We start from the raw sequence: 23,836 nt of genomic DNA on the forward strand, positions 1-23,836 counted from the left end.
CTAATACTAACTGCATTATTAGCGATAAATTTGTAGCGATGTCATGCTGAGCCTGTCGAAGCATCTCATAAAAACAATCAAATAAAAACAACACAAAACATGAAAATTGCCATTCTCGGAGCCGGAAATATGGGCTTAGCTTTTTCAAAATCATTTTTGAAATATGAACTTTTAAAACCTGAAAATCTACATTTAATCACAAGAAATCAGGCTAAATTTCCAAAGATATCAGAAGAATTTCCCAAATCGAAGATCTCAACTTTTGATGAAGTTCAGGAATTGGACGCTGATTTGATTATTATCGCCGTAAAACCACAGGATTTCCTGCACGTTGCTGAAAATTTCAAGTTTCAGTTAAAAGAAAATCAGATGGTTTTGTCGATCATGGCTGGAATTAAAATCGAAAAAATTCAAAAATTATTGAATCATCCTTTAGTTGCAAGAGCGATGCCGAATTCCCCCACCCTTCTCGGAATGGGAATTACTGGTTATACTTCTGCGGAAGGAATTTCTTTCAGTCAGCTGATCAATATTGAAAGATTACTGAACTCAACCGGAAGATCAGTTTATCTGGAAAATGAAGAGCTTTTGGATGGTGTTACAGCTCTTTCCGGAAGCGGACCTGCGTATTTCTATTATATTGTAGACGCGATGATAAAAGCCGGTGTTGAGATGGGAATCGAAGAAAATCTATCAAAACTTTTCGTAAAACAGACGATGTTGGGAGCTTATCATTTAATTAATAATTCTGATAAAAATCTGGAAGAATTAATTAAGGATGTCGCTTCAAAAGGCGGAACAACAGAAGCCGCACTGAAAAGTTTTAATGAAAATAATTTAAAAGAAACTTTAAAAGAGGGAATCCTTAATGCAGAAAAACGCGCAAAAGAACTGAATGGATAAATTTTGAACTTTTAAAATTTTATTAAGTAAGTTGTATGTAAAAAAATCCATTGCACTTTAACGTCCAATTTTTCATTCCGTAGTAATCTAAGCACATATTTTGCAATTCTAAAACAATATTTAGATTACTACGGAACGAAAAATTTTATGGATAATGATAATTTATAATCTCTTTGTAATTAAAAAATTATTTCCTGATCATTGGAATCTGTAAGTTTGTCGGACGATTTTCTTCCGTATCAAAACCTCTTCCATCTACATTTCTTGCTCCCCAAAACATCATGTCTTTGTAAAGATAAATCAAATCGAATTCTTTGAAAACATCCCCTTCATTCAAACCAAAAGGAAGAAACTTTTTCTTTAGAATATTTTGTGATTTTCCAATTTCCCATTGATCGAAACCATCTTTTGCCAAATTATTCAATACATCTGCAAAATTTTGAATCAAAGGAGTTACTTCATAACTTTCATCTGCAGTAAAATCTACTTTTTGGGCGCCTTCTGCAATTGGATGATCGCCCTGAAATTCCATTTTACCTTTTATAAGCATTTTCACTAAAGGAATTTTCCCGAAAGCATCTGCATAATTAATGATTTCCAGTTCAAATTTATCTTCCGGCAAAAAACTGAATGATCTTGTTAAATAAAATGGTTTTAAAGTCCCATCTTCATTTTTGAATGCACTTGGACGAACTTCTACTGCGATGCTTTTCCAATTACCCAATGCATCTTTTTTTATTTCTTCTAAGAATAATCCTTTGTTATCCATCTTTTAAATTATTTTTAATTATTTCAAAATTAATATTTTTGTCTGATAATTGATATTAAGCTAAAAATTTAAACTTAGTACATTTTTTTAGACCAATGGAAAATAAAAGAAAAAATAAAGATTTCAATCCTCACAATTGTCCCGTTACACATTTTTACAATAAGGTAGGAGGAAAATGGAAAACGGTGATCTTATATGGCATCAGCAAAAATGTAAACCGTTTCAGTTTGCTTCAAAAGGCAATCCCGATGATCAGTAAACAAATGTTGATCAATCAATTAAGAGAACTGGAGGAAGATCTTATTATTGAAAGAAAAATTTTTGCCGAAATCCCGCCACGCGTTGAATACAATCTTACAGAATATGGCGAATCTTTTATGTCTGTCATTAATGTCATTCAGGATTGGGGACTGAAAGACATGGAATTAAATAACTAAATTTGGAAATTTATTTTCCACAAACTTTTTGATTAAAAACCCTAAAAAAACTCCAAAAGTATTCAGAATAATATCATCCACTTCAAAAATTCCCATTCTTGTAAAATACTGAAGCGCTTCAACAATTGTAATTGCTGAAATAAAGGTGAAAAGTAAACTTTTTAACTCTTTAAGTTTAGAAAAAACCCATCCCAAAAACCCAAAAGGAATAAACATTACAACATTTCCGACAACGATGATCACAATATCTTTCCAGGAAATACATCCTTTGATGAAATTAATCGTAGAAAATACAGGTTCCATTGTTAATAAATTATCTTCCATCTGAGTTCTGCCCATCCCGAAAAACATGAGATAGAGCAAAAACAAAGTATAAGGAACGATAATAATTTTATAAAATTTCTTTAACATCGATTGCAAATTTATTCATTTCAAAAACATTAAATTTGTGTGTTAAATTAATTTAATGAAATACGTTTTACTTACGCTCATTTCGGCGATGCTTTTGTCCATTTCGTGGCCTACATACGGAGTTCCGTTTTTTATATTTTTTGCACTTGTTCCGCTTTTGATGATGGAACATGGTGTTTCAAAATTCTCCAATTATAACAGAAAAAGCTGGGTAGTTTTCGGACTTTCTTACTTATGTTTTGTGATTTGGAATGCTGTAACGACAGGCTGGCTGTATGGTTCTAAAAATCCGGATGGAAGCCATTCTATGATGGCAGTTTTATTTCCGGTTTTGGTAAACGCTTTTTTATACTCCCTTGTTTTTCAATGCTACCATTGGTATAAAAACGCACAGGGAACGTATTGGGGATTAGGATTTTTCATTGCGATCTGGATGAGTTTCGAGAAATTTCATCTAGGTTGGGAATTAACCTGGCCTTGGCTGAATCTTGGAAACGTATTTGCGGATTATCCGAAATTGGTTCAATGGTATGATACTTTGGGCGCAACAGGCGGAAGTTTTTGGATTTTATTAATTAATATCCTGATTTTCTACACAGTAAGAACTTGGGAAGCCGGAAGAAAAAGAAAAGATTTAATTAAAAACTCTTCTATCGTTGCAGCTTTAATTATTATTCCGATGATTATTTCCGTTATTAAATTTAATAATTTTGATGAGAAACCAATCGGAAATGTAAATGTTTTAATGCTTCAGCCTGATCTTGATCCTTACGGCGAAAAATATTCCCAGGATAGTCTAACAATAGAAAACGATCTTTTAAATCTTGCTGAAAGAAATTCAAAAGAAAAAATAGATTACTACATTGCTCCTGAAACTGCACTTCCGGGAAACGGATCCATTTCTGAAACCGCTTTTGAAAAGAGTTTGGTTTTAAATAATATTAAAGGATTTTTATCAAAACATCCCGGTTCGGTTTTCTCGACAGGAATTTCTTCGCATAAGTTTTACACTACTAATCAAGATTTACCAAAAGAAGCTTATCAACTGAATCAGGGACTTTGGGTTGAACGTTTTAACTCAGCAATTCAAGTTGTTCCGAACCAGAAAGTAGAAGTTTACCACAAAGGAAAACTGGTTCCCGGTGTTGAAATTTTCCCTTACATGAGTTATTTAAAGCCCCTTTTAGGCGATGCAATGATCAATTTGGGAGGAACTGTTGCTTCTTTGGGAACCGACAAAGAAAGAGTCGCTTTTTCGAATCCTTTCAATAAAGGAAAAATTGCGCCAATCATCTGTTATGAAAGCATTTATGGAGAATTTACGAGTGATTATGTGAAGAAAGGAGCAAATTTCCTTGCGATTATGACCAATGATTCTTGGTGGGGCGTTACACAAGGACACAAACAGCTTTTATCTTATGCAAAATTGAGAGCTATTGAAACCAGAAGGGAAATTGCACGTGCTGCAAACAGTGGAATTTCCGCGCATATCAATGCAAAAGGTGAAATTATTGAAGATACTTTTTACGGAGATAAAACAGCTTTATTTGCAAAAGTGAATCTTTATGATAAAATGACTTTTTATTCGAGAGCCGGAGATTTACTTTCTAGATTTTCAATTTTTGCATTGGGATTTTTGTTGTTCTATTTCTTGATTAAAAAATTTCAGAATAGAATGAAAAAGGAGTAATTTATTTTATATTTTTTTTCCTACAAAAGGCTTTTAAACCTCTCCTATCTGACCATTTTTGAATTTTTAAACTCAAAATCAAGATTATAAACGAGTAATTTATTTACAAATAATTTTCTAAAAGATTTGTCTATCTCAAAAATTCTTCGTTATTTTGCAACCTCAAATATTATACAAATAAAGAACATCGAGATATGTCAAGAATTTGCCAAATAACAGGAAAGCGTGCAATGGTTGGTAACAACGTTTCTCACGCTAATAACAAAACGAAGCGTCGTTTTGAAATTAACTTATTGGAGAAGAAATTTTACCTTCCAGAGCAAGATAAGCACGTAACACTGAAAGTATCAGCTCATGGATTGAGAGTGATTAACAAGATTGGAATCGAGGAAGCTATTGAAAGAGCTACTAGAAACGGATTGATTAAAAAGAACTAAATCATGGCAAAAAAAGGAAATAGAGTTCAAGTAATTCTTGAATGCACAGAGCACAAAGAAAGCGGTATGCCAGGAATGTCTAGATACATTTCTACTAAAAATAAAAAGAACACTACAGAAAGATTGGAATTGAAAAAATACAATCCTGTTCTTAAAAGATCTACCCTTCACAAAGAAATCAAGTAATTTATAAATATAATTTACCATGGCAAAGAAAGTAGTAGCAACCCTACAAAGCGGACAGTCTAAAAAAATGACTAAAGTTGTGAAAATGGTGAAGTCTTCTAAATCAGGAGCTTACGTTTTCGAAGAAAAAGTAATGAATGCAGACGAAGTAGACGGATTTTTGAAAAAATAATCCCTACTTTATTTACAATATAAAAAACTACTCATATTTTGGGTAGTTTTTTTGTTATCTTTGCTTTTGAGTTAATTACGAGCTGTTAATTGAATCGATGAATAAAGAATTCACCCGCTAAATGTATAGCTGATAATTTGTAATTTAAAATTCCGTAATTCATAAGAATGAGTTGGTTTAAAAATATTTTTAAAAAAGAAGAGAAAGAAACTTTAGATAAAGGATTGGAAAAATCCAGTCAGGGTTTTTTCGAAAAAATGACTAAAGCCGTAGTCGGCAAAAGCAAAGTAGATGATGAAGTTCTGGATGATCTGGAAGAAATTCTTATTGCTTCCGATGTTGGCGCATCCACAACCATCAAAATCATAGAAAAAATTGAAGAACGTGTTGCAAGAGATAAATTTGTAGGCGTAAATGAACTTGATAAAATCCTCCGCGAAGAAATTTCAGGACTTTTGCTTGAAAATCCTCACGCGGGAACAGGAAATATTGATGCTTCGAAAAAACCTTATGTCATAATGGTTGTCGGAGTAAATGGCGTTGGAAAAACCACAACCATCGGAAAATTAGCACATCAATTCAAATCTGAAGGAAAGAAAGTTGTTTTGGGAGCTGCAGACACGTTTAGAGCCGCTGCAGTTGATCAATTAGTAATCTGGAGTGAAAGAGTCGGCGTTCCGATCGTAAAGCAGGAAATGGGCTCTGATCCGGCTTCTGTTGCTTTTGACACGGTACAGAGTGCTGTTGCTCAAAATGCAGACGTCGTTATTATTGATACTGCAGGAAGACTTCACAATAAAATTAATTTGATGAATGAACTTTCAAAAATCAAAAGAGTAATGCAAAAGGTGATTCCTGATGCACCTCACGAGATTTTGTTGGTTCTTGATGGTTCTACAGGACAGAATGCTTTTGAACAGGCGAAACAGTTTACGGCAGCAACAGAAGTAAATGCTTTAGCTGTAACAAAATTAGACGGAACAGCAAAAGGTGGTGTTGTCATCGGTATTTCAGACCAATTCCAAATTCCTGTGAAATATATTGGTGTTGGAGAAAAAATGCAGGATCTGCAGTTATTTAATGGTACGGAGTTTGTAGATTCATTTTTCAAGAAAAGATGATGTTAAAATCATGTTTTCCCTACATTAATAATGAACTAAACATAAATATAAACATTAACATTAAAAAATGCAATTATGGGATTTATAACATGGATTATTTTCGGACTATTAGCAGGTGCAATTGCTAAAGCAATCATGCCTGGAAAACAAGGTGGAGGAATGCTTATTACAATGATTTTAGGAATCATCGGAGCCTTTATAGGAGGTTCAATAGGTGTTTATCTGCTTCATTGGGGAGATGTAGATTCTTTCTGGAACTTTAGAAGCTGGATATTAGCTATTGGAGGAGCTTTAATTGTTCTGTGGGTCTACGGAATGCTTACAAAGAAAAGCTAAACTTAAGCTAAACAAAAAAAATAAAACGGCGGATTTGAAATTTCAAATCTGCCGTTTCTTTGTACAATATAATTTAGTTTAGTCGATTTTGATCTGGTAAGGCATTTCCATTTTCACTTCAGACTGTAGTTTTCTTTCTTCTACGATCTGTTGCAATAATTCATAATTAGCTTTCCCAATTTTATTTTTAACCACTCTTGCAGAAATATCATCTTCATTAAGATTTTTAAATATCTGTTCAAAAGGCGTCATACTTTTCGGATAAGACGAAATTGCATAAGATTTCAAGCCAGCTTTTTGAGCTGCGAATTTTACGGCATCATTTAAAGTTCCCAATTCGTCTACAAGACCGATTTGTTTAGCTCTTGTTCCGCTCCATACTCTTCCACCGCCAATGCTGTCGATCTGTTCGAAAGTCTTTTTTCTGTTTTGAGTCACAAAATGTACGAATCTTTTATAAGTTCCCTCAACACTTCTTGTAATTAAACTTACTCCGTAAGGCGTAACTCCATTTAAAGAAGAATAATATTGAGAATTTGCATTTGTAGCAACAATATCTGAACGAATTCCGTTTTTATTGGCAATATCTTTAAAGTAAGGAATCACTCCGAAAACCCCTATAGATCCCGTAAGTGTATTCGGCTCCGAGTAAATTTTATCAGCCGCCATTGCAATATAATATCCTCCAGAAGCTGCATAATCACCGAATGAAACGATAAGCGGTTTTTTCTTTTTTAACTGTTGAAGCTCAAACAAAATCTCATCAGAAGCATTCGCACTTCCCCCCGGAGAATTAATTCTGAACACAACGGCTTTTACTTTATCGTTTTCCTGAAGGTCTTTGATATATTTGATATATTTTTCCGAGTGAATATCGTTGTATTCATCACCTCCGTTGATAGAACCTGAAGCATATAAAACAGCAACTTTATCACCGGATTTTTCGTCATTAGAATAAGATGCAATATATTTTCCTAAAGAGATTTTATTTAATTTATCATCCTCTTTTAAGTTTAATTTTGATTTGATCAATTGATCATATTCTGTTTTCTGAATTAATTTATCCGCTAATTTATATTTCAATCCTAACTCAGGAATCATCCCATATAAACTGTCAACAACTGTTCTGAATTGAGCCGTATCGATTTTTCTGGAAACTGCCATTCTTGAAGAAGTATTTTTCCAGATATCATTCAAAAGTGTACTCAATTGTTCTTTATTTTCAGGAGAAATATCATTTCTTAAGAAAGGCTCAACCGCAGATTTGAATTTTCCATGACGAATAACTTCGATTCCAATTCCGTATTTATCAGCAAAATCTTTGTAAAAAGCCACTTCAGTTGCAAGACCTTTAAGCTCTATCATTCCCGCAGGATTCAAATAATATTGATCCGCGACAGAACCTAGGTAATAAGAAGATTGCGAAACCGCATTTCCGTAAGCGTATACAAATTTTCCGCTCTTTTTAAAATCTTCGATTGCATTTCTAAGATCATCGATCTGCGTAATTCCTGCAGTCAACTGATCGGCTTCAATACTGATTCCTTTAATATTATCATCAGTTTTAGCTTTATTAATTGCTTCAATCGCATCATAAATCAGAACACTTTTATTTTGGTCACTGATTCCAAACAATCCCTTCTGCTCTTCGGTCGGGCTGTCTATTATATTTGTTTTTAAATTAATTGTAAGAACGGAATTCTTTTTCACCACTACAGATTTTTCACTTCCCATCGTACTAAATACAAGCATTATGATGAAAAAGAAGAAAAACACAGCGCATAAAATGACAATAGCCACTATATTTGCCAATACGTTTTTAAAAAAACTTTTCATAAATCAATCATTTTTACAATATGTCGCAACATAAAGTGGTTTTGTTACTCGGAAGTAATCTTGGAGATCAAAAAAAAAATTTAGAAACAGCTCTGGAAAAAATAAGACAAGGCGGAAATGAAATATTACAATTAAGTGAATTTTTGACATCTGACCCCGTAGAATTTGCCAGTTCCAATATTTTTTGTAATATTGCAACGATAATATTTACACATCTTTCGCCAATTCAACTGCTTGATTTTGTTAAAAGTATTGAAATGGACATGGGAAGAATTAACGATTCTAAAGTCTCGGGAGGGTATGCAGACAGAATAATAGATATAGATATCGTTAAATATAATGAATTAAAATTTGTATCAGAAAGATTGGAAATCCCTCATAAAAAGCATCTTTTTGAAAGAGAGTTTTCCAGGATATTATTAAAAGATTTTATCTGAAATAAAACATAAAACATATTGTATGAAATTAGGTTTATTATTATTGGCCACATTGCCTATTGCTACTTATGCACAGGATAGTATAGCTGTTACTTCGAATGATAAGTATCCGAATACGTTCTCTTCAGGTTCTGCCAATGTTCAACCTTTCAACAACAAGGCTAAAAGATTCAACGATTGGTCCGTATCAGTCGGTGGGGGTGTAGCTTTTATGGCTCACTCGGATCTAAAATCGATCACGGATAAAAAGATCAATTGGGGATACAACACCTATGTAAGTTTAGACAAACAACTTACTCACGTTGTAGGAATCAGCCTTATCTATCAGAGAGGTGAAACAACACAGAAAGCTCAGCTTGAAGGAGCTGCAGGAATAGCTGCCGGAGTTGCAGAAGCGAAAACAAAGTATAACCAAGTTGCCTTGATGGGTGATGTTAATTTTTCAAATATTTTCAGAAGAGTTGACAATCATTCTACTTTTAGATGGGCTATGCATGGTTATGCAGGTATTGGTTTAATGAACTTCAATACATCGTTACACGATAATAATGAGTTCAGATGGAGCACTACTCCCGCTAGAATCCCTTTATTTATTAATCAGAAACTGGATATCAATTCAGTCTATTATCAGTTTGGTGTAGGTTTGAAATATAACGTTTCAAAACTTATCGACATTGAAGCCAGAACAATGTATATCATCAGTGGTGATGATGAATTTGACGGAGGTGGAAATGCCGGTCCTGCCGATTATGATGTAACTTCGAAAGTTTCTAAGTACAACATGATTGATAAAAGAAGGTCTGATAACGCATGGACTGTTAACTTAGGTGTTTCTTTCAAATTAGGAAAGCATACATCTCACCTGGCTTGGCATGACCCTTTACAGGAAGCATATTACAGAACGTATGTTTTGGAAAACCAAAGCACAGATCTTGTAGTTTGTGAAAAAGGAGATCTTGACAACGACGGAGTTTGCGATGATTGGGACAGACAACTTGATACTCCTGCCGGAGCAAGAGTAGATGGTGCAGGTGTTGCTTTAGATATGGACCTGGATGGTGTTATCGACTTATACGATAAGTGTGTAACGGTTCCTGGACCAGTAGAAAACAATGGTTGTCCAACCACAACTAAATAACTAAATCATTTAATTAACTAAATAAAAAATACACTATGAAATTAAGTTTAGCAATTGTTGCATTAGCGTTAACTGTTCCTACAGTTGCCTTTGCACAAGACTCAACTGCAGTAGTTTCAAATGGAGAATATCCAAATACATTCTCTTCGGGCTCTGCGAATGTTTCCCCATTTACAAATAAATCGAAAAGATTCAATGATTGGGCGATTTCAATTGGTGCTGGTGTACCATTGATTCAATCTGCAGACTTAACATCTATAAAAAACGGTAACGGTAAGAACCTTTTTGGTTATTCTGCATATATCAGTATCGATAAAGCTATTACACATGCTTTTGGTATTAATTTACAATATGATAGAGGGGAAACGAGACAGGGATGGTTTAATACTAAAAATGCAGCTCCTGCAAATGCTTCAGCAACTCAGCATGTAGCAGCAAGAACTCAATACGATGCAATCACATTATTAGGAGATATCAATTTCTCAAATTTATTCAGAAGAGTTGATAATCATTCTCCTTACAGATGGGCATTACACGGATATGCAGGTATCGGAACTTTAGCTTACAGAGCTTTCCAGAAAGACGAAACGGGACAGAGAATGGTAACTGAAATAAAGCCATTCCAACTTGGTTCTATGTTTGCTCAAGCTGGTGCCGGTGTTAAATTCAAAGTTAACAGAAGAATCGATATCGAAGGTAGATTAATGTATGCCGTTACAGGTGATGATGAATTTGATGGTGGAGGTGACAAATACAGTGCAATCAACCAACGTGAAGAGCAGGTTTCTGATAACTTCTTCAATGCAACTTTGGGGGTTTCTTTGAAATTAGGAAAACACGAATCTCACTTAATGTGGCATGATCCACTTCAGGAAATCTATTACAAATTAGATGTATTGGCAAACAAAAACCAAGATATTGAAGTTTGTAAGAAAGGGGATCTTGATAATGACGGTGTTTGCGACGATTGGGACAGACAGCTTGATACTCCTGCAGGTGCAAGAGTTGATGGTGCTGGTGTTGCTCTTGATACAGATCTTGATGGCGTAATTGACCTTTACGATAAGTGTGTAACTGTTCCTGGACCTGTAGAAAACCAAGGTTGTCCTACAACAACAGCTCCTATTGCTGGACCAGTTGAAGAAAAAGAAACAAAATTAGATGGTATTGAATTTGACTTAAATTCAGACAGAATTTTACCTTCTAATACACCGATATTGAACAACGCTGTTAATTATATTAACTCTTCAACAGGATCTTATACTGTAGTTGGAGCAACAGATACAAGAGCTTCTGACGCTTACAACCAAAAATTATCTGAAAGAAGAGCAAATAATGTTAAAAATTATTTAATTAAAAACGGTGTTCAATCTGGTAAACTAAACTCAGTAGGTAGAGGTGAAAAAGACCTTAAATATCCAGAATGTGATCCTGCTACTAAATGTCCTGAATGGAAAAACAGAGCAAACAGAAGAGTTTACTTCGAAGCTAAATAATAAATTTATTTACTAAATTATATTAAAGCCATGCATTGCGTGGCTTTTTTTATTATATTACTTTCCTTATTTTTATCACATGATTTCTCAGCAAGATTTTCAAGAGCTAAAATTTAAAACCTTAAAACATTTTTGGGGCTATGATAATTTCCGTGATTCACAGGAAGCTATTATTGATTCGGTTATTAACGAAAAAGATACACTTGTTCTCTTGCCTACGGGAGCCGGAAAATCACTTTGTTATCAACTTCCGGCTTTGTTAAAAGAAGGAACATGCCTTATTATTTCGCCACTTTTAGCTTTGATGAAAGATCAGGTGAACCAATTAAAATCCAGAGGAATTGAAGCCGAATATCTATCTTCAGAACTAGATGAATATGATGCTGAAACTATTTATAACCGTTGTAAAGAAGGTTTAACAAAAATGCTTTACGTTTCTCCGGAAAGATTAACCAACAAACAATTCCTTCAAAATATTGAGGAAATCGAATTATCATTTATTGCTGTAGATGAAGCGCACTGTATTTCTGAATGGGGGCAGGATTTTCGACCAAGTTACCAAAATATAAAAGCATTCAGACATAATAATCCTAAAATCCCTTGTTTGGCTTTGACGGCAACGGCAACTCCAAAAGTTTTAGAAGAGATAAAATTAAAACTGGAATTAAAAAATCCCCAAGTTTTTCAAAAAAGTTTCAAAAGAGAAAATATACGGATTTTCACGGAAGAAGTTTCTGATAAATTTCAACGGATTCTTGATATTTTAAAATTCACAAATGAATCGGGAATTATATATGTCAGAACAAGAAAAGAAGCAGAACTTCTCAACGAATTTTTACGTAGAAATAATTTAAAAAATGTTGATTTTTTCCATGCTGGCTTAACAACAAAAGAAAAAAACACTAAACAAACTACTTGGAATAACAGTAACAGTAACGTTTTGATCTCGACAAATGCTTTCGGAATGGGAATTGACAAAGATAATGTTCGTTTTGTCATTCACTACTCTCCCGCTCCGTCGATTGAAAATTATTATCAGGAAATCGGAAGATCCGGAAGAGACGGTAATGAAAGTTTTGCATTTTTGCTTTGGGATAAACAGGAAATTTTAAATTTTGATCAAATATTAAAAAATCAGATTCCAAATAAAGCTGAATTTTTAAAAATTATCACTTACCTCTACTCTATTTTTCAGGTGGCTGAATTTGAACTTCCTGAAAAAGTTTTTCAGTTAAATATTAATGGAATTCAAAATTTCACGAAACTATCAAACGCGAAGATTAAAAATGTTCTGAATTTCCTCCACAATCAGGAAATTATTTACTTTAATGATAATAAGACGCTTTCATCTCTACAGCTTTTAATGCAGGCTGATGAAATCGACCAACTTCCTCAAAAAGACGCTTATTTTATTGAATTAATGCTTCGTACGATTTCTGGAATTACGACTCATAAAGTAGTTTTCAGCGAACAACAGGTCAGCAATAAAATTGGAGTGGGTATTGCTTTGATCAAAGAAAGATTGAAAGAACTTCAGCAAAAAGGTTATTTAGAATATATCGATGGCGCTCTATCCAGTATTAAATTTTTAAAACCAAGGGACGAAAGAATTACTAATTCTTTGTATTGGAAGCTATTTGAACACATTCAAAAAAACAAAATCCAGAAATGGGAAGAAATGAAGTTTTATATTGAAGACAATCAATATTGTAAAATGAAATTGATTCTTGCATATTTTGGAGAAAAAAATTCTAAAAACTGTGGACAATGTTCGGTTTGTGAAAAAAATAAACAGTCCATTTTTGGCAAAAATATTGGTAAGCAAATCATCAGTTTATTGGCAAAAAACCCTGCTACGATCGAAGAATTATCTATTCAGTTAAGTTATCATTCAAAAGAAAACATTCTTGAAAATTTGATTTTTTTGTTAGATTCGGGAAAAGTAAAAATGCTGAATTTTAGAACGTATTCTTTAACATAAAGTCTTTTCTTGTCATTTCGACGAAGGAGAAATCTATTAATTATGATAGATTCTTCACTCCACTTTGTTCCGTTCTGAATGACATGAAACTCATTTAATTTAAATCTTCAAATTTTAAACATCCATAAACAAAGTTTATCTTTGCACCATGAAATTATTGAAAGTTGTATTTTTAGGAACTCCCGAGTTTGCAAAGACTTCGTTGGAAGCCATTCACCAATCTCATCATGAAGTTGTAGGCGTTGTAACGGTTGCGGATAAAGCGAGCGGACGCGGACAAAAAATAAATCAGTCTCCTGTAAAAGTTTTTGCTGTAGAAAATAATATTCCTGTTTTTCAACCTGAAAAATTGAGAAATCCTGAGTTTTTGGATGAATTAAGAAAATTGGATGCTGATGTTTTCGTAGTTGTCGCTTTCAGAATGATGCCTAAAGTTTTGTTTGAAATGCCTAAACTTGGAACTTTCAATCTTCATGCTTCCTTACTTCCCGATTACAGAGGTGCAGCTCCAATTAATTATGCTGTGATTAATGGAGAAGCAAAATCAGGTGCAACTACTTTTTTTATCAATGAAAAAATTGATGAAGGAAATATTTTATTGCAAGAAGAAATTCCGGTGTTGGAAGATGAAAATGCAGGAAGTCTTCATGACAGATTAATGGAAATGGGTTCAAAACTGGTTGTAAAAACGTTGGATGGATTAGCAGAAAATTCAATTATCGAAAAACCTCAACCAGAAGTTGAGCATCCAAAAAATGCTTTTAAAATCTTCAAAGAAGATACAAGGATAGACTGGACGAAAAATTCAAAAGAAGTTCACCAGTTTATTTTAGGAATGTCACCTTATCCGGCTGCATTTACAACGTTGAAAATTGGAGAAGAAGAAAAAGGATTAAAAATATTCGGAGGGAAATTTGAAATTTCAAATCACGGAAAAACTGTAGGAAGTTTAGAAATTTCAAAAAATGAATTTAAAATTTATACTCGAGACGGTGTTTATTTTCCTTTAGAATTGCAATTGGAAGGAAAGAAAAGAATGAATATCAAAGATTTTCTGAATGGTTTCAGAAATTTCGACGAAATAAAAATGGCTTGATTTCTCAAGCCATTTTCTTTTTTATAATTGCACCATCTCGGTCACCTCAACATCATATCCTCCAACTTGAGGTTTGATATCCGGATTTTGAGTGATTACTTTAAACTTATTAATTCCAAGATTCTTTAAAATCTGAGTTCCGATCCCGTAATCTCTGTAATTGAATGCAGCTGTCGGATGTTTTTGCTGACCATCCTGATAATTGATGAACTGCTGTAATTTTCTCAATGTATTTTCAGAATTTGAAACGTTATTGATAAAAATAATTGCGCCTTTTCCAGCTTCATTTACCATGTTGGTAACTTTCTCCAATAGAGGTTTTTCACCGTTATTCAATCTTGTTAACACATCAAAATAAGAATCAGAAGACTGAACTCTTACCAAAACTGGCTCATCAACAGTCCAACTTCCTTTCGTTAAAGCAAAGTGAATCTGATCGTTAGAAGTCTCTCTGAAAGCACAGAAATCGTAATCTCCGTAAGCAGTTTTTACTTTTCTTTCTTCAATTCTTTCAATAAGATTTCCTTTTTTAAGCTGATAATGAATCAAATCTTCAATAGAAACAATTTTCATATCGTGTTTTTGAGCAAAAACCTGTAAATCCGGCAAACGAGACATTGATCCGTCTTCATTCATAATTTCACAGATTACTCCACCTTCTTTCAAACCTGCCAAACAAGTAAGATCGATTGCTGCTTCTGTATGTCCTGCTCTTTTCAAAACACCACCTTTTTTTGCACGAAGCGGGAAAATGTGACCAGGTCTCATGAAATCTGTCGGTTTAGAATTTTCATCCATCAAAGCTAAAATCGTTTTTGCTCTGTCACCTGCAGAAATTCCTGTAGAAGTTCCGTTCCCCAAAAGGTCAACGGAAACTGTAAAAGCCGTTTCTTTAGGATCACTGCTTCTGCTTACCATTACTTCCAATCCTAGTTCATCACATCTTTTTTCAGGAAGCGGCATACAGATCAAACCTCTTCCGTGCACTGCCATAAAGTTGATCAATTCAGGAGTCGTTAATTCAGCAGCACAAAGAAAATCACCTTCGTTTTCTCTGTCTTCATCATCTACTACTATGATTATTTTACCATTTTTAAGGTCTTCGATAGCCTCTGGAATAGTATTTAATTTAATATCAGACATTTTTACTTTAAATTTTCGCAAAGATACTCATAAAAATAGGCATCTCCCAATTAATATAAATGGTTTATTACGCTTTGAATATCGAGTCTTTTGCCTTTCTGATGATCTCGTACGATTCCAATCTTTTTTGATGATCGTAAATATGAGAATTAATCATCAGTTCATCCACATTGAATTTTTCCTGAAAACTTTTCAACTTTTCTTCAATTTCCGACTGATCTCCGATAAAAGTAAATTTTAATTTCTGCAACACCATCGATTTTTCCATTGGTGACCAAATGTCATCCATATCATCAACCGGCGGTGCAAAAGGTTTTCTGTTATTTCTTACGATATTAATAAAAGCCTGAAATAAAGTTGTGGACATTTTATGAGCTTCTTCCGAAGTTTCTGCCGCTACTCCATTCACACAAGCGATGATATAAGGTTGATCTAAATATTTCGAAGGTTCAAAATTCTGTCTATAAATATTGAAAGCCATTTCCATTTGTTCCGGAGCAAAATGTCCCGCGAAAGCGTATGGAAGTCCCAATTCTGCTGCCAAAAATGCACTGTCTGTACTGGAACCCAAAATATATAAAGGAATATCTAAACCTTCACCAGGAATTGCACGAACTAAAGCATCACGATTTTCTTTGGAGAAATATTTCTGTAATTCTAAAATCTGTCTCGGAAATTGTTGATTGATAATCGCAGGATTTCTTCCCAAAGCCTGAGCTGTCAAACCATCCGTTCCGGGCGCTCTTCCCAAACCAAGATCAATTCTTCCAGGGAAAAGTGATTCCAACGTCCCAAATTGTTCGGCAATAACGAGCGAACTGTGATTTGGAAGCATGATTCCTCCTGATCCTACTCTTATTTTTTTTGTTCCGTTGGCGATAAAACCAATCAAAACCGAAGTTGCAGAACTGGCAATGCTTTCCATATTGTGATGTTCTGCGAGCCAGAATCTTTTATAATCTAAATTTTCAGTATGGTTTGCTAAAGATAAACTGTCCTGAAAAGTATCGTGAATCGTCTTATCCTGTTTTACAGGCGCAAGATCCAACACGGATATTTCAAAATTTTTCATATTTTAAATTTTAGGTTTAAAACCAAACAAATGTAAAGCTAATATTTTGCATTAGTTACTTTTTGTAATTGATAGGATGGATTGGGTTGTTCAGGAAAAAACTATTGGAATTAATTCTTATTAAAATTTAAATTGATTAATGATTCAAATCTTAAAATTATTTATATTTAACCCCAACAACTATAATTCATGAATTGATAATTACACAAATGAAAAAATTTTCTTTACAATTTATTTTGACTTCAATTTTATTTTTGACAATTAATACTTCATACTTTTGGGAAGGTGAACTTGGATTGTTTTTTTTAATTGTTATCATTATTGCTTTCATCATTTATTTCCTCCTATTTATAGAATTTATCAGGCAACTTTACATTTCTGTCAGAGATAAATTCAGAGAAAAAAAGAGAAATACTCTTTTAATATTTATGCTTTCCTGCTTAGCTTTAATTGCTATCAAGCCAAAAGGGCTCATCAATTTTGAAAGTGTATTAGAAGGAGAAGACAAAATCTTCGCGCAAGCTGAAGGAGCAGCAAACTGTACAACAACTTTAAAATTAAAGAAAGATGAAAAATTCATCTATGAAAGTGTCTGCTTTGGAATAGATCGTATCAAAGGTGAATATACAATCAAGAGCGACACTGTTTATTTTAATTCCAGAAAAGCATTTGAATATAAATTTGGAGTAATTGATAAAAATAAAAACATGATCAAACTTTTCAGAAATAAATCTGATGCAAAACCTTACGGAATTCCAATTCTGAAAAGTTCTAAAAATTAATGAAAATTGCAACATTAAATATCGACTGGGCAAGGAAAAAAGGCACTTTAAAAACTGTAGAATTCTTAAATCAACTTGATTTTGATTTTCTTATTTTAACGGAAGCTGTTAATCTTGATCTTAAAAATTTTCCGTACAAATATTCCTGTTCTCAAATTCCTGAAAACACGGTTTACGAAAATCTCAATTACACAGAATATTTAAAAGGAGAAAAAGCGTTCCGAACTATTTTATATTCAAAAATTTCCTGTTCAAAAAAATATCCGGTAACTGATGACAAAACTAATCTTGCATTAGAATTTGAGACGGAATTAGGAAATATTGTTTTCTATTGTACAATTATCGGAACTTGGTTCAATCGGAAACCTTTTGTTTATAATGAGTTACAAAATACTATTCAAGATTGCAGAAATATTCACTCGATGAATCCGAATCTTTTTATTGTCGGAGATTTTAATACTTCATTTAAAAAAAGTGAGGAGAATTTTTCTATTAATTCTAAAATAACAGAATCATTGAAAGATCTTTTTGAAGAATTAAATTTAATAAATACAACTTCAGAAATCAAAGAAAATATTGATCATATTATTATTCCTAATACTTTTGTGCAAAATATTGATGAAGCTACATCTTTTGTTGATAAGAATATTTTGAGCGATCATAAAGGTATTTATATTTCAATACATAATTAAAGATAAAAAAAAATCATCAATCTCTTTTATAACCGAATTTACTAATATTGCTATATTAATTTTAAAATCATGAAATCAATTATTTACTTACTTTTTTCATTTCTTTTAATAAGCTGTTCCTTCAACCAAATTTACAAAGACCAGGAATCTGATAAAAAAGACGGAGAACAGATTACACAAAAATTTTATTGGGAAATTTTACATGGTAGTATTCAGGATAATATTTACAATTTGTTTAGTGAAAAATTTTTTGAAGTAACCGATAAGGAAAAATTGAATGAACTTCTTAGTACTACTAATAATATTGGTCCAATTCAGGATTTCTATCTTGTAAAATGGGAAACTTTGGTTGTAAAAGGAAGCGATGCCCGAAGCCAATATCTTTTCACTTACGATGTAAAAAGAGGTACTGAAACAACACACGAAACTTTCAGTATGGAAAAAGATGAGAACGGTGATATAAAAATTGTCGGATATAATGTAAGCCAGGATTTGTCAAATAAATAGAAAATAAAAAAGGTTTTAGTAATTCTTTGATTATTAAAACCTTTCTTAAATATTATTTCGCTTTCTCCTTCTGATAATTAAAATGATTAATCAAAATCCTGATCTCATTAAATTCAAAATTACTTGGTAGCGCATTTTTCCATTCTGTTAACGTTTCGTGTGGCGTTTTGTAGAAAATATCTTCAAATGCTCTGATCTTATCCGAAGTAATCACTCTCGAAATATCCAGTAATCCCTGTTCTGCAAATTTCGCAAGATGCCCGATTACCGTTTCTTTTACCAAACCTCTTTCCAACGCAATTTCACCAATAGTTTTTCCCTGTTCGAATAATTGAAATGTTAAAACTTGTGACGGAACTTTTGCAATTTTCATGCTGATTTCCTTGTCATTTTTTTCTTCTAAAAGTTTCGTTTCTAATAAATGAATTTCTTTTAAGCTATTCAAATATTCTTCAATATCTTCAAGCCAAACCCTAAAATCTTCGTTGTATTGTTTTAAGCCTTTTGCGCCTTTTATTTCAGCATAAAATTCTTTCAGCGGATTGAAAACTTTGTCCCTGATCTCAGTAAAAAAGAAATTAACGGCTCCTTTCGTTTTGCTTTCAATTTCAGACCATTCTTCTTTATTTTCAATAAAATTGTTAACCTTCTGAGAAATAACACGATCTAGTTTTTCGAAAATTTTTCCAAGATTAACAATCTCAGGTTTCAACTGAACATACAGTTGTTTCGTTTTTAAATGATCAATACTTTTTGTAACAATAGATAGATTATTCCAGTCTTCAACTTCTTTCAAAAGCCATTGAGAATCAACTGTTCGAAGCACTTTTTTGATGCTGTAATCGTATTTTTCTTTATTTAAAATTGCCTCAACGTTATCATTCGCATGAGTTTCACCCTGAAATTTTAAAATTCTATTGTCTTTAAAAATAACTTCCGGAGTGATTTTAGATTTTAAAATAATTCCTTCCAACGTTCGGCAACGTGACAACGCCACATAAACCTGACCTGCCGTGAAACTTTTGCCTGCATCAATAATCACTTTATCAAACGTCAAACCCTGGCTTTTATGAATCGTTACAGCCCAAGCCAATTTTATCGGAAACTGTTCAAAGCTTCCCAAAACCTCTTCCTTAATATTTTTATCGGTATCAAGGAAATATTTTTTCTGTTCCCAAACTTCACGTTTTACAGTAATTTCCCTTTCGCTTCCGTCGAGAATAACTTTAATTTCGTTTTCATCTAACGCTGAAATTTCACCTAATTTTCCATTGAAATATTTCTTTTCTCCAGAAATATCATTTCGGATAAACATAATTTGAGCACCTAATTTTAATTCTAAAAATTGCTCGTTCGGAAACTGATTTTCTTTAAATTCTCCAAAAAGTTTTGCCTCGTAGCTTTTAGCACCGACTTTTATTTCCGTTAATTTTTCCTGATTAATTTCATCTGCCATTTTATTATGTGAACACAGATAAACGTAGGATTCGCTTCCCATATCAAAATCAGGTTTGTATCTCTCATTTAAATGGTTAAAATCAATATTGGCAACATCACCATCACGAATTGCGTTCAAAATTTCCAAAAATTCTTCATCGGATTGGCGGTAAACTTTCGTTAATTCAATCGTAATTAAAGGAATTTCTTTAATTGCATGACTGTCGAAAAAGAAGGGAGAATTGTAATACATTTTTAAAATGTGTTCATCTCTCACCACCGGCGGAAGCTGATACAAATCCCCAATGAACAACATCTGAACACCACCAAAACGCTGATTGTTTCTTCTGATAAATCTCAAAGAAAAATCCATCATATCCAACACATCGGAACGAAGCATGGAAACTTCATCGATAATGATAATTTCAACTTCCCGTAAAAGTTTAAGCTTATCCTTTCTGTATTTAAAATGAGGCATCAGATCAGCAATATTATTTGCTAAACTGGTATCTATTCTTTCGGTTGTCGGTAAAAAAGTTCTCAACGGAAGTCCAAACATCGAATGAATGGTAACGCCTCCTGCATTGATTGCCGCAATTCCTGTAGGTGCGACCACAATGTGCTTTTTGCGTGTGCGTTTAACAAAATCATTCAGGAAAGTAGTCTTTCCCGTTCCGGCTTTCCCCGTTAAAAATACACTTCGGTTGGTATGTTCTATTAAGTCAAAAAAATGATTGTTCATCGTCATCAAAATTACGGAAAATGAATTTGATTTCTTTATCTTGGCATAACTTTTGAAAAATTTGAAACAGAAAAATTATTATGTTAAAGCCAATTCAGTATATTTCAGCTGCATTATTATGTTCTACTTTGATGTTCTCATGTGGAACAGCTAAAAAAGCCAATGAAAATTTACCTAAAGATATTTCGGAAAGACCTGCCGATGAAAACAGTCAGAAATACGATCAGGCACAACTAGATAAAATAAAAGCATCAATTGAATCTGAAATCGCAAAAGAAAAATGTACGGATGCGAATGAATGGACTTTCGCTCCGATGGGTGCAAAAGCTTGTGGCGGACCTCAATCTTATATTGCTTATCCGAAAAAATCAGAAGAAACTATTCTGAAAAAGATCAATGATTATACCGAAAAAGTAAAAGCATTCAATCAAAAATACGGTATAATATCAGATTGTATGATGATCAATCCGCCAACCGGAATTAAATGTGTAAATGGAAAAGCTGAGCTTATCAATTCGTAAATATTATTTTTATATAAATTACTTGAGGAATCTTTCGCTAAAGATTATAAAAAAATCTCTGTCGTTTTGTTGACAGAGATTTTTTATGAATTATTACAATGTGAATTAATTTTAAGGAAAATTTTCTATTTACGTTAAAAATTATCCTTCCACATGTTTCACATTTTCTTTATACCATGAAGAATATTTTACATAATTATCTGCAATTCTGTTTACTTCTCCTTCCAGCAATAAAGAATTAATATCTTTAATTTTTCTCGCAGGAACACCGCCCCAAACTTCTCCGGACTTGATATGAGTTCCCTGAGTAACTACAGAACCAGCTCCAACGATAGAATTTTCCTCAACAAGACAAGCATCCATAACAATTGATCCCATTCCGATCAGAACATTATCCTGAATTGTACATCCGTGAACGATTGCATTGTGACCAATCGATACATTATTTCCAATATTTAAAGGATGTTTCTGATAGGTACAGTGTAACATTGCATTATCCTGAACATTCACCTTATTTCCCATTTTAATATAATGAACATCACCTCTGATCACCGCATTGTACCAAATACTGCAATCTTTTCCCATCGTAACATCGCCGATGATCGTTGCTGTTTCAGCCAAAAAAGTGTTCTCTCCTATTTGTGGTGTTTTTCCTAAAAGTTCTTTTATTAAAGCCATATTGTATGTAAAGTTTAGTTTAAAAAATTTAAAAATGACACATAAAGATAAATGAACAATCCTCCTATTAATAATAAAAGCAACTCTAAAAAAAGAACAGTTCGCTTACTTTTAATAATATATTGAAATCTAACATCAATTATAAGTAATAAAATTGGCACAAAAATCCCGAAAAACAAAAGAAATCCCGGAATAAAAAAATCTCCTTTTATTCCGCAGGCTATATACAAAGCAAAAATGAATAATATCGGAGCAAGAATATTAAATAAAGAAATTTTATAACTGAAATTCATGGATTCAAATCAATAATAACACTAATAGCAAAAATCTAACTATCCTCTTTCTTCAATCCCACTTCTTATGCGTATTTTTGTAACTCAAATTTAAAGAAAAAATGCATACTATACTTATAGAACCAACCGAAAATCCGAAAGTGATGAAATTTGTAGCCGACTACAACCTGATTCCGGGATCTTTGGAGTTGGACAGAGATTCAGATATTTCAGAAATTCCTTTGGCACAGGAACTTTTCAATTATCCTTTTGTGGAAAGAATTTTCATTACAGCTAATTTTGTGGCGGTTGCAAAACAGGATACTGTAGAATGGGAACATGTTGTTGAAAGCCTAAAAAACATTGTTGAAGACGAATTGTTGGCAAATCCGAGAATTTATCTTCAAAAAAGAAAGGAAATGTATCAGATCTATGCAGAAATGACTCCGAATCCTAATGCAATGAAATTCGTTTCCAGCAAATTATTAATGGAAGGTTTCGTAGAAGTAAAATCAAAAGATGATGCAGAAGGAGTTCCTTTGGCTCAGGCTATTTTTAAAGAGTTTGATTTTGCGAAGGAAGTTTTTATTTCTGATAATTTCGTAGCTGTGACAAGAGATAATTCTGTAGAATGGCACCAAGTAATGATGGCAGTTCGTGGTTTTATCGCTGAATATCTTCAAGGCGGAGGTGAAATTTCAAACATCGAATCTCAAAAACATGAAAATCCTGTAGAAAAAATCATCAACAGAGATTATACCGACGACGAACAGAAAATTTCTGATATTTTAAATGAATATGTTGCTCCTGCAGTAGAAAATGATGGCGGAAAAATTTCTTTAATGGAATACGATAAGGAAAATAAAACGGCAAAAATGCTTTTACAAGGCGCTTGCTCCGGTTGCCCAAGTTCAACTGCTACATTAAAAGGAGGAATTGAAAATATTTTAAAACAATTCGTTCCTGACTTAGTAGAAAGAGTGGAAGCTGTAAACGGATAATTTTCTATAAAATGTCTGATAGAAAGAAAATAGTTGTCATTATTGGAAGTGCTACGAAAAATTCCAGCAATTTAAAATTAATGGAAAAAGCATTGGAAATGAAAACCGATGTTGAGTTCGTAATCTATGATGATCTTTCTATTCTCCCGCATTTTGATACAGAACTTACAAATAATAATACACCTGCTGAAGTATTGAAAATCCGTGAAGATATCGATAGTTCGTCGGGTGTACTTTTTTCTACGCCGGAATATATTTCAGTATTCCGAGTAGGGTAAAAAATTTATTGGAATGGTGTGTTTCCACTACTATTTTTAGTGAAAAACCTGTCGGAGTTGTGACTGCTTCTGCTAACGGAGAAAAAGGACACGAAGAATTATTATTAATTTTGAAAACTCTTGGCGCAAAAGTTGATGACCACCAATTGCTGATAAAAGGTATAAAGGGAAAATTTGACAAAAACGGCTCAATAGAAAATGATACCTTTACCGAAATTTCAAAATTTATAACGAATTTTGAAAAGTCTATTGATAATTAAAATTA

The 23,836-nt window shown here is 33.0% G+C and carries 27 protein-coding genes; 20 read left to right on the forward strand and 7 right to left on the reverse strand.

The features are described 5' to 3' along the window. Positions 1-99 precede the first annotated feature (99 nt). On the forward strand, positions 100-903 hold the full coding sequence (gene proC / locus ABD940_RS15245; protein ID WP_345205720.1) for a pyrroline-5-carboxylate reductase: 804 nt from the start codon (positions 100-102) through the stop codon (positions 901-903). Between the two features lie 187 nt (positions 904-1,090). Here proC and ABD940_RS15250 read toward each other — a convergent pair whose 3' ends face one another. After that, complete coding sequence (locus tag ABD940_RS15250; protein ID WP_345205724.1) at positions 1,091-1,672, reverse strand: hypothetical protein; 582 nt, start codon at positions 1,670-1,672, stop codon at positions 1,091-1,093. A 95-nt stretch (positions 1,673-1,767) separates the two neighbouring features. On the opposite strand from ABD940_RS15250, the gene ABD940_RS15255 reads away from it, so the two are divergent. After that, positions 1,768-2,109, forward strand: coding sequence for a winged helix-turn-helix transcriptional regulator (locus tag ABD940_RS15255; RefSeq protein ID WP_345205727.1), 342 nt, complete (start codon positions 1,768-1,770; stop codon positions 2,107-2,109). On the opposite strand, the gene ABD940_RS15260 is transcribed toward ABD940_RS15255, so the two are convergent. After that, positions 2,098-2,520 (reverse strand): VanZ family protein, encoded by a 423-nt coding sequence (locus ABD940_RS15260; protein WP_345205731.1) that lies wholly within the window; start codon positions 2,518-2,520, stop codon positions 2,098-2,100. The genes ABD940_RS15255 and ABD940_RS15260 overlap by 12 nt on opposite strands. Positions 2,521-2,575: 55 nt before the next feature. On the opposite strand from ABD940_RS15260, the gene lnt reads away from it, so the two are divergent. The 6 genes from lnt (at position 2,576) to ABD940_RS15290 (ending at position 6,462) form a co-directional block, all read left to right on the forward strand. Continuing rightward, positions 2,576-4,210: an apolipoprotein N-acyltransferase gene (lnt, locus tag ABD940_RS15265; protein ID WP_345205733.1), complete on the forward strand. Its 1,635-nt coding sequence runs from the start codon at positions 2,576-2,578 to the stop codon at positions 4,208-4,210. Between the two features lie 194 nt (positions 4,211-4,404). Then, entirely contained in the window at positions 4,405-4,647 is a 243-nt protein-coding gene (gene rpmB, locus ABD940_RS15270; RefSeq protein ID WP_002976757.1) for a 50S ribosomal protein L28, read from the forward strand. 3 nt (positions 4,648-4,650) lie between these two features. Then, a complete protein-coding gene (rpmG, locus tag ABD940_RS15275) occupies positions 4,651-4,833 on the forward strand; it encodes a 50S ribosomal protein L33 (RefSeq protein WP_027373683.1) in 183 nt (60 codons plus the stop codon). A 19-nt stretch (positions 4,834-4,852) separates the two neighbouring features. After that, positions 4,853-5,005, forward strand: coding sequence for a DUF4295 domain-containing protein (locus ABD940_RS15280; protein WP_065399141.1), 153 nt, complete (start codon positions 4,853-4,855; stop codon positions 5,003-5,005). A gap of 167 nt (positions 5,006-5,172) precedes the next feature. Then, on the forward strand, positions 5,173-6,126 hold the full coding sequence (ftsY, locus tag ABD940_RS15285; RefSeq protein ID WP_345205740.1) for a signal recognition particle-docking protein FtsY: 954 nt from the start codon (positions 5,173-5,175) through the stop codon (positions 6,124-6,126). Positions 6,127-6,201: 75 nt separating this feature from the next. Then, a complete protein-coding gene (locus tag ABD940_RS15290) occupies positions 6,202-6,462 on the forward strand; it encodes a GlsB/YeaQ/YmgE family stress response membrane protein (RefSeq protein WP_345205742.1) in 261 nt (86 codons plus the stop codon). 78 nt (positions 6,463-6,540) lie between these two features. Here the strand turns inward: ABD940_RS15290 and sppA are convergent, their stop codons facing one another. After that, complete coding sequence (sppA, locus tag ABD940_RS15295; RefSeq protein WP_345205745.1) at positions 6,541-8,298, reverse strand: signal peptide peptidase SppA; 1,758 nt, start codon at positions 8,296-8,298, stop codon at positions 6,541-6,543. A 20-nt stretch (positions 8,299-8,318) separates the two neighbouring features. Here sppA and folK point away from each other — a divergent pair, with 20 nt between their 5' ends. The 5 genes from folK (at position 8,319) to fmt (ending at position 14,446) form a co-directional block, all read left to right on the forward strand. Then, on the forward strand, positions 8,319-8,735 hold the full coding sequence (folK, locus tag ABD940_RS15300; protein ID WP_345205748.1) for a 2-amino-4-hydroxy-6-hydroxymethyldihydropteridine diphosphokinase: 417 nt from the start codon (positions 8,319-8,321) through the stop codon (positions 8,733-8,735). Positions 8,736-8,757: 22 nt separating this feature from the next. After that, positions 8,758-9,873 carry an OmpA family protein gene (locus tag ABD940_RS15305; protein WP_345205750.1) on the forward strand — a complete coding sequence of 372 codons (1,116 nt, stop codon included), beginning with the start codon at positions 8,758-8,760 and terminating at the stop codon, positions 9,871-9,873. Between the two features lie 35 nt (positions 9,874-9,908). Continuing rightward, a complete protein-coding gene (locus ABD940_RS15310; protein WP_345205751.1) occupies positions 9,909-11,369 on the forward strand; it encodes an OmpA family protein in 1,461 nt (486 codons plus the stop codon). 79 nt (positions 11,370-11,448) lie between these two features. After that, positions 11,449-13,350: a RecQ family ATP-dependent DNA helicase gene (locus ABD940_RS15315; RefSeq protein WP_345205752.1), complete on the forward strand. Its 1,902-nt coding sequence runs from the start codon at positions 11,449-11,451 to the stop codon at positions 13,348-13,350. 148 nt (positions 13,351-13,498) lie between these two features. Next, on the forward strand, positions 13,499-14,446 hold the full coding sequence (fmt, locus tag ABD940_RS15320; RefSeq protein ID WP_345205754.1) for a methionyl-tRNA formyltransferase: 948 nt from the start codon (positions 13,499-13,501) through the stop codon (positions 14,444-14,446). Positions 14,447-14,467: 21 nt separating this feature from the next. Here fmt and ribB read toward each other — a convergent pair whose 3' ends face one another. Next, the gene (ribB, locus tag ABD940_RS15325; protein ID WP_345205757.1) at positions 14,468-15,589 is read right to left on the reverse strand and encodes a 3,4-dihydroxy-2-butanone-4-phosphate synthase; all 1,122 of its coding nucleotides are present in this window, start codon (positions 15,587-15,589) and stop codon (positions 14,468-14,470) included. 67 nt (positions 15,590-15,656) lie between these two features. Further along, positions 15,657-16,661: an LLM class flavin-dependent oxidoreductase gene (locus tag ABD940_RS15330; protein ID WP_345205760.1), complete on the reverse strand. Its 1,005-nt coding sequence runs from the start codon at positions 16,659-16,661 to the stop codon at positions 15,657-15,659. 209 nt (positions 16,662-16,870) lie between these two features. Here ABD940_RS15330 and ABD940_RS15335 point away from each other — a divergent pair, with 209 nt between their 5' ends. From ABD940_RS15335 to ABD940_RS15345, 3 genes are all read left to right on the forward strand, one after another. Continuing rightward, positions 16,871-17,443 (forward strand): hypothetical protein, encoded by a 573-nt coding sequence (locus tag ABD940_RS15335; protein ID WP_345205763.1) that lies wholly within the window; start codon positions 16,871-16,873, stop codon positions 17,441-17,443. Then, positions 17,443-18,135 carry a hypothetical protein gene (locus ABD940_RS15340; RefSeq protein WP_345205766.1) on the forward strand — a complete coding sequence of 231 codons (693 nt, stop codon included), beginning with the start codon at positions 17,443-17,445 and terminating at the stop codon, positions 18,133-18,135. The genes ABD940_RS15335 and ABD940_RS15340 overlap by 1 nt, the downstream gene beginning before the upstream one ends. A 69-nt stretch (positions 18,136-18,204) precedes the next feature. Continuing rightward, positions 18,205-18,642, forward strand: coding sequence for a hypothetical protein (locus ABD940_RS15345; protein WP_345205769.1), 438 nt, complete (start codon positions 18,205-18,207; stop codon positions 18,640-18,642). A 52-nt stretch (positions 18,643-18,694) separates the two neighbouring features. Here the strand turns inward: ABD940_RS15345 and ABD940_RS15350 are convergent, their stop codons facing one another. Then, entirely contained in the window at positions 18,695-20,821 is a 2,127-nt protein-coding gene (locus tag ABD940_RS15350; RefSeq protein ID WP_345205772.1) for a helix-turn-helix domain-containing protein, read from the reverse strand. Between the two features lie 80 nt (positions 20,822-20,901). Between ABD940_RS15350 and ABD940_RS15355 the strand changes: the two genes are divergently transcribed. Further along, on the forward strand, positions 20,902-21,342 hold the full coding sequence (locus tag ABD940_RS15355) for a hypothetical protein (RefSeq protein WP_345205775.1): 441 nt from the start codon (positions 20,902-20,904) through the stop codon (positions 21,340-21,342). Positions 21,343-21,483: 141 nt separating this feature from the next. On the opposite strand, the gene ABD940_RS15360 is transcribed toward ABD940_RS15355, so the two are convergent. Further along, positions 21,484-22,020, reverse strand: coding sequence for a gamma carbonic anhydrase family protein (locus tag ABD940_RS15360; RefSeq protein WP_345205778.1), 537 nt, complete (start codon positions 22,018-22,020; stop codon positions 21,484-21,486). Between the two features lie 394 nt (positions 22,021-22,414). Here ABD940_RS15360 and ABD940_RS15365 point away from each other — a divergent pair, with 394 nt between their 5' ends. The 3 genes from ABD940_RS15365 to ABD940_RS15375 are packed head-to-tail and all read left to right on the forward strand — an operon-like array spanning position 22,415 to position 23,831. After that, positions 22,415-23,293 (forward strand): NifU family protein, encoded by an 879-nt coding sequence (locus ABD940_RS15365; protein WP_345205782.1) that lies wholly within the window; start codon positions 22,415-22,417, stop codon positions 23,291-23,293. An 11-nt stretch (positions 23,294-23,304) separates the two neighbouring features. After that, the gene (locus tag ABD940_RS15370) at positions 23,305-23,571 is read left to right on the forward strand and encodes an NADPH-dependent FMN reductase (protein ID WP_345205785.1); all 267 of its coding nucleotides are present in this window, start codon (positions 23,305-23,307) and stop codon (positions 23,569-23,571) included. An 8-nt stretch (positions 23,572-23,579) separates the two neighbouring features. Continuing rightward, positions 23,580-23,831: a hypothetical protein gene (locus tag ABD940_RS15375; RefSeq protein WP_345205788.1), complete on the forward strand. Its 252-nt coding sequence runs from the start codon at positions 23,580-23,582 to the stop codon at positions 23,829-23,831. Positions 23,832-23,836: the final 5 nt, after the last annotated feature.

The organism is Chryseobacterium ginsengisoli (assembly GCF_039542325.1).
Taxonomy (GTDB): domain Bacteria; phylum Bacteroidota; class Bacteroidia; order Flavobacteriales; family Weeksellaceae; genus Chryseobacterium; species Chryseobacterium ginsengisoli.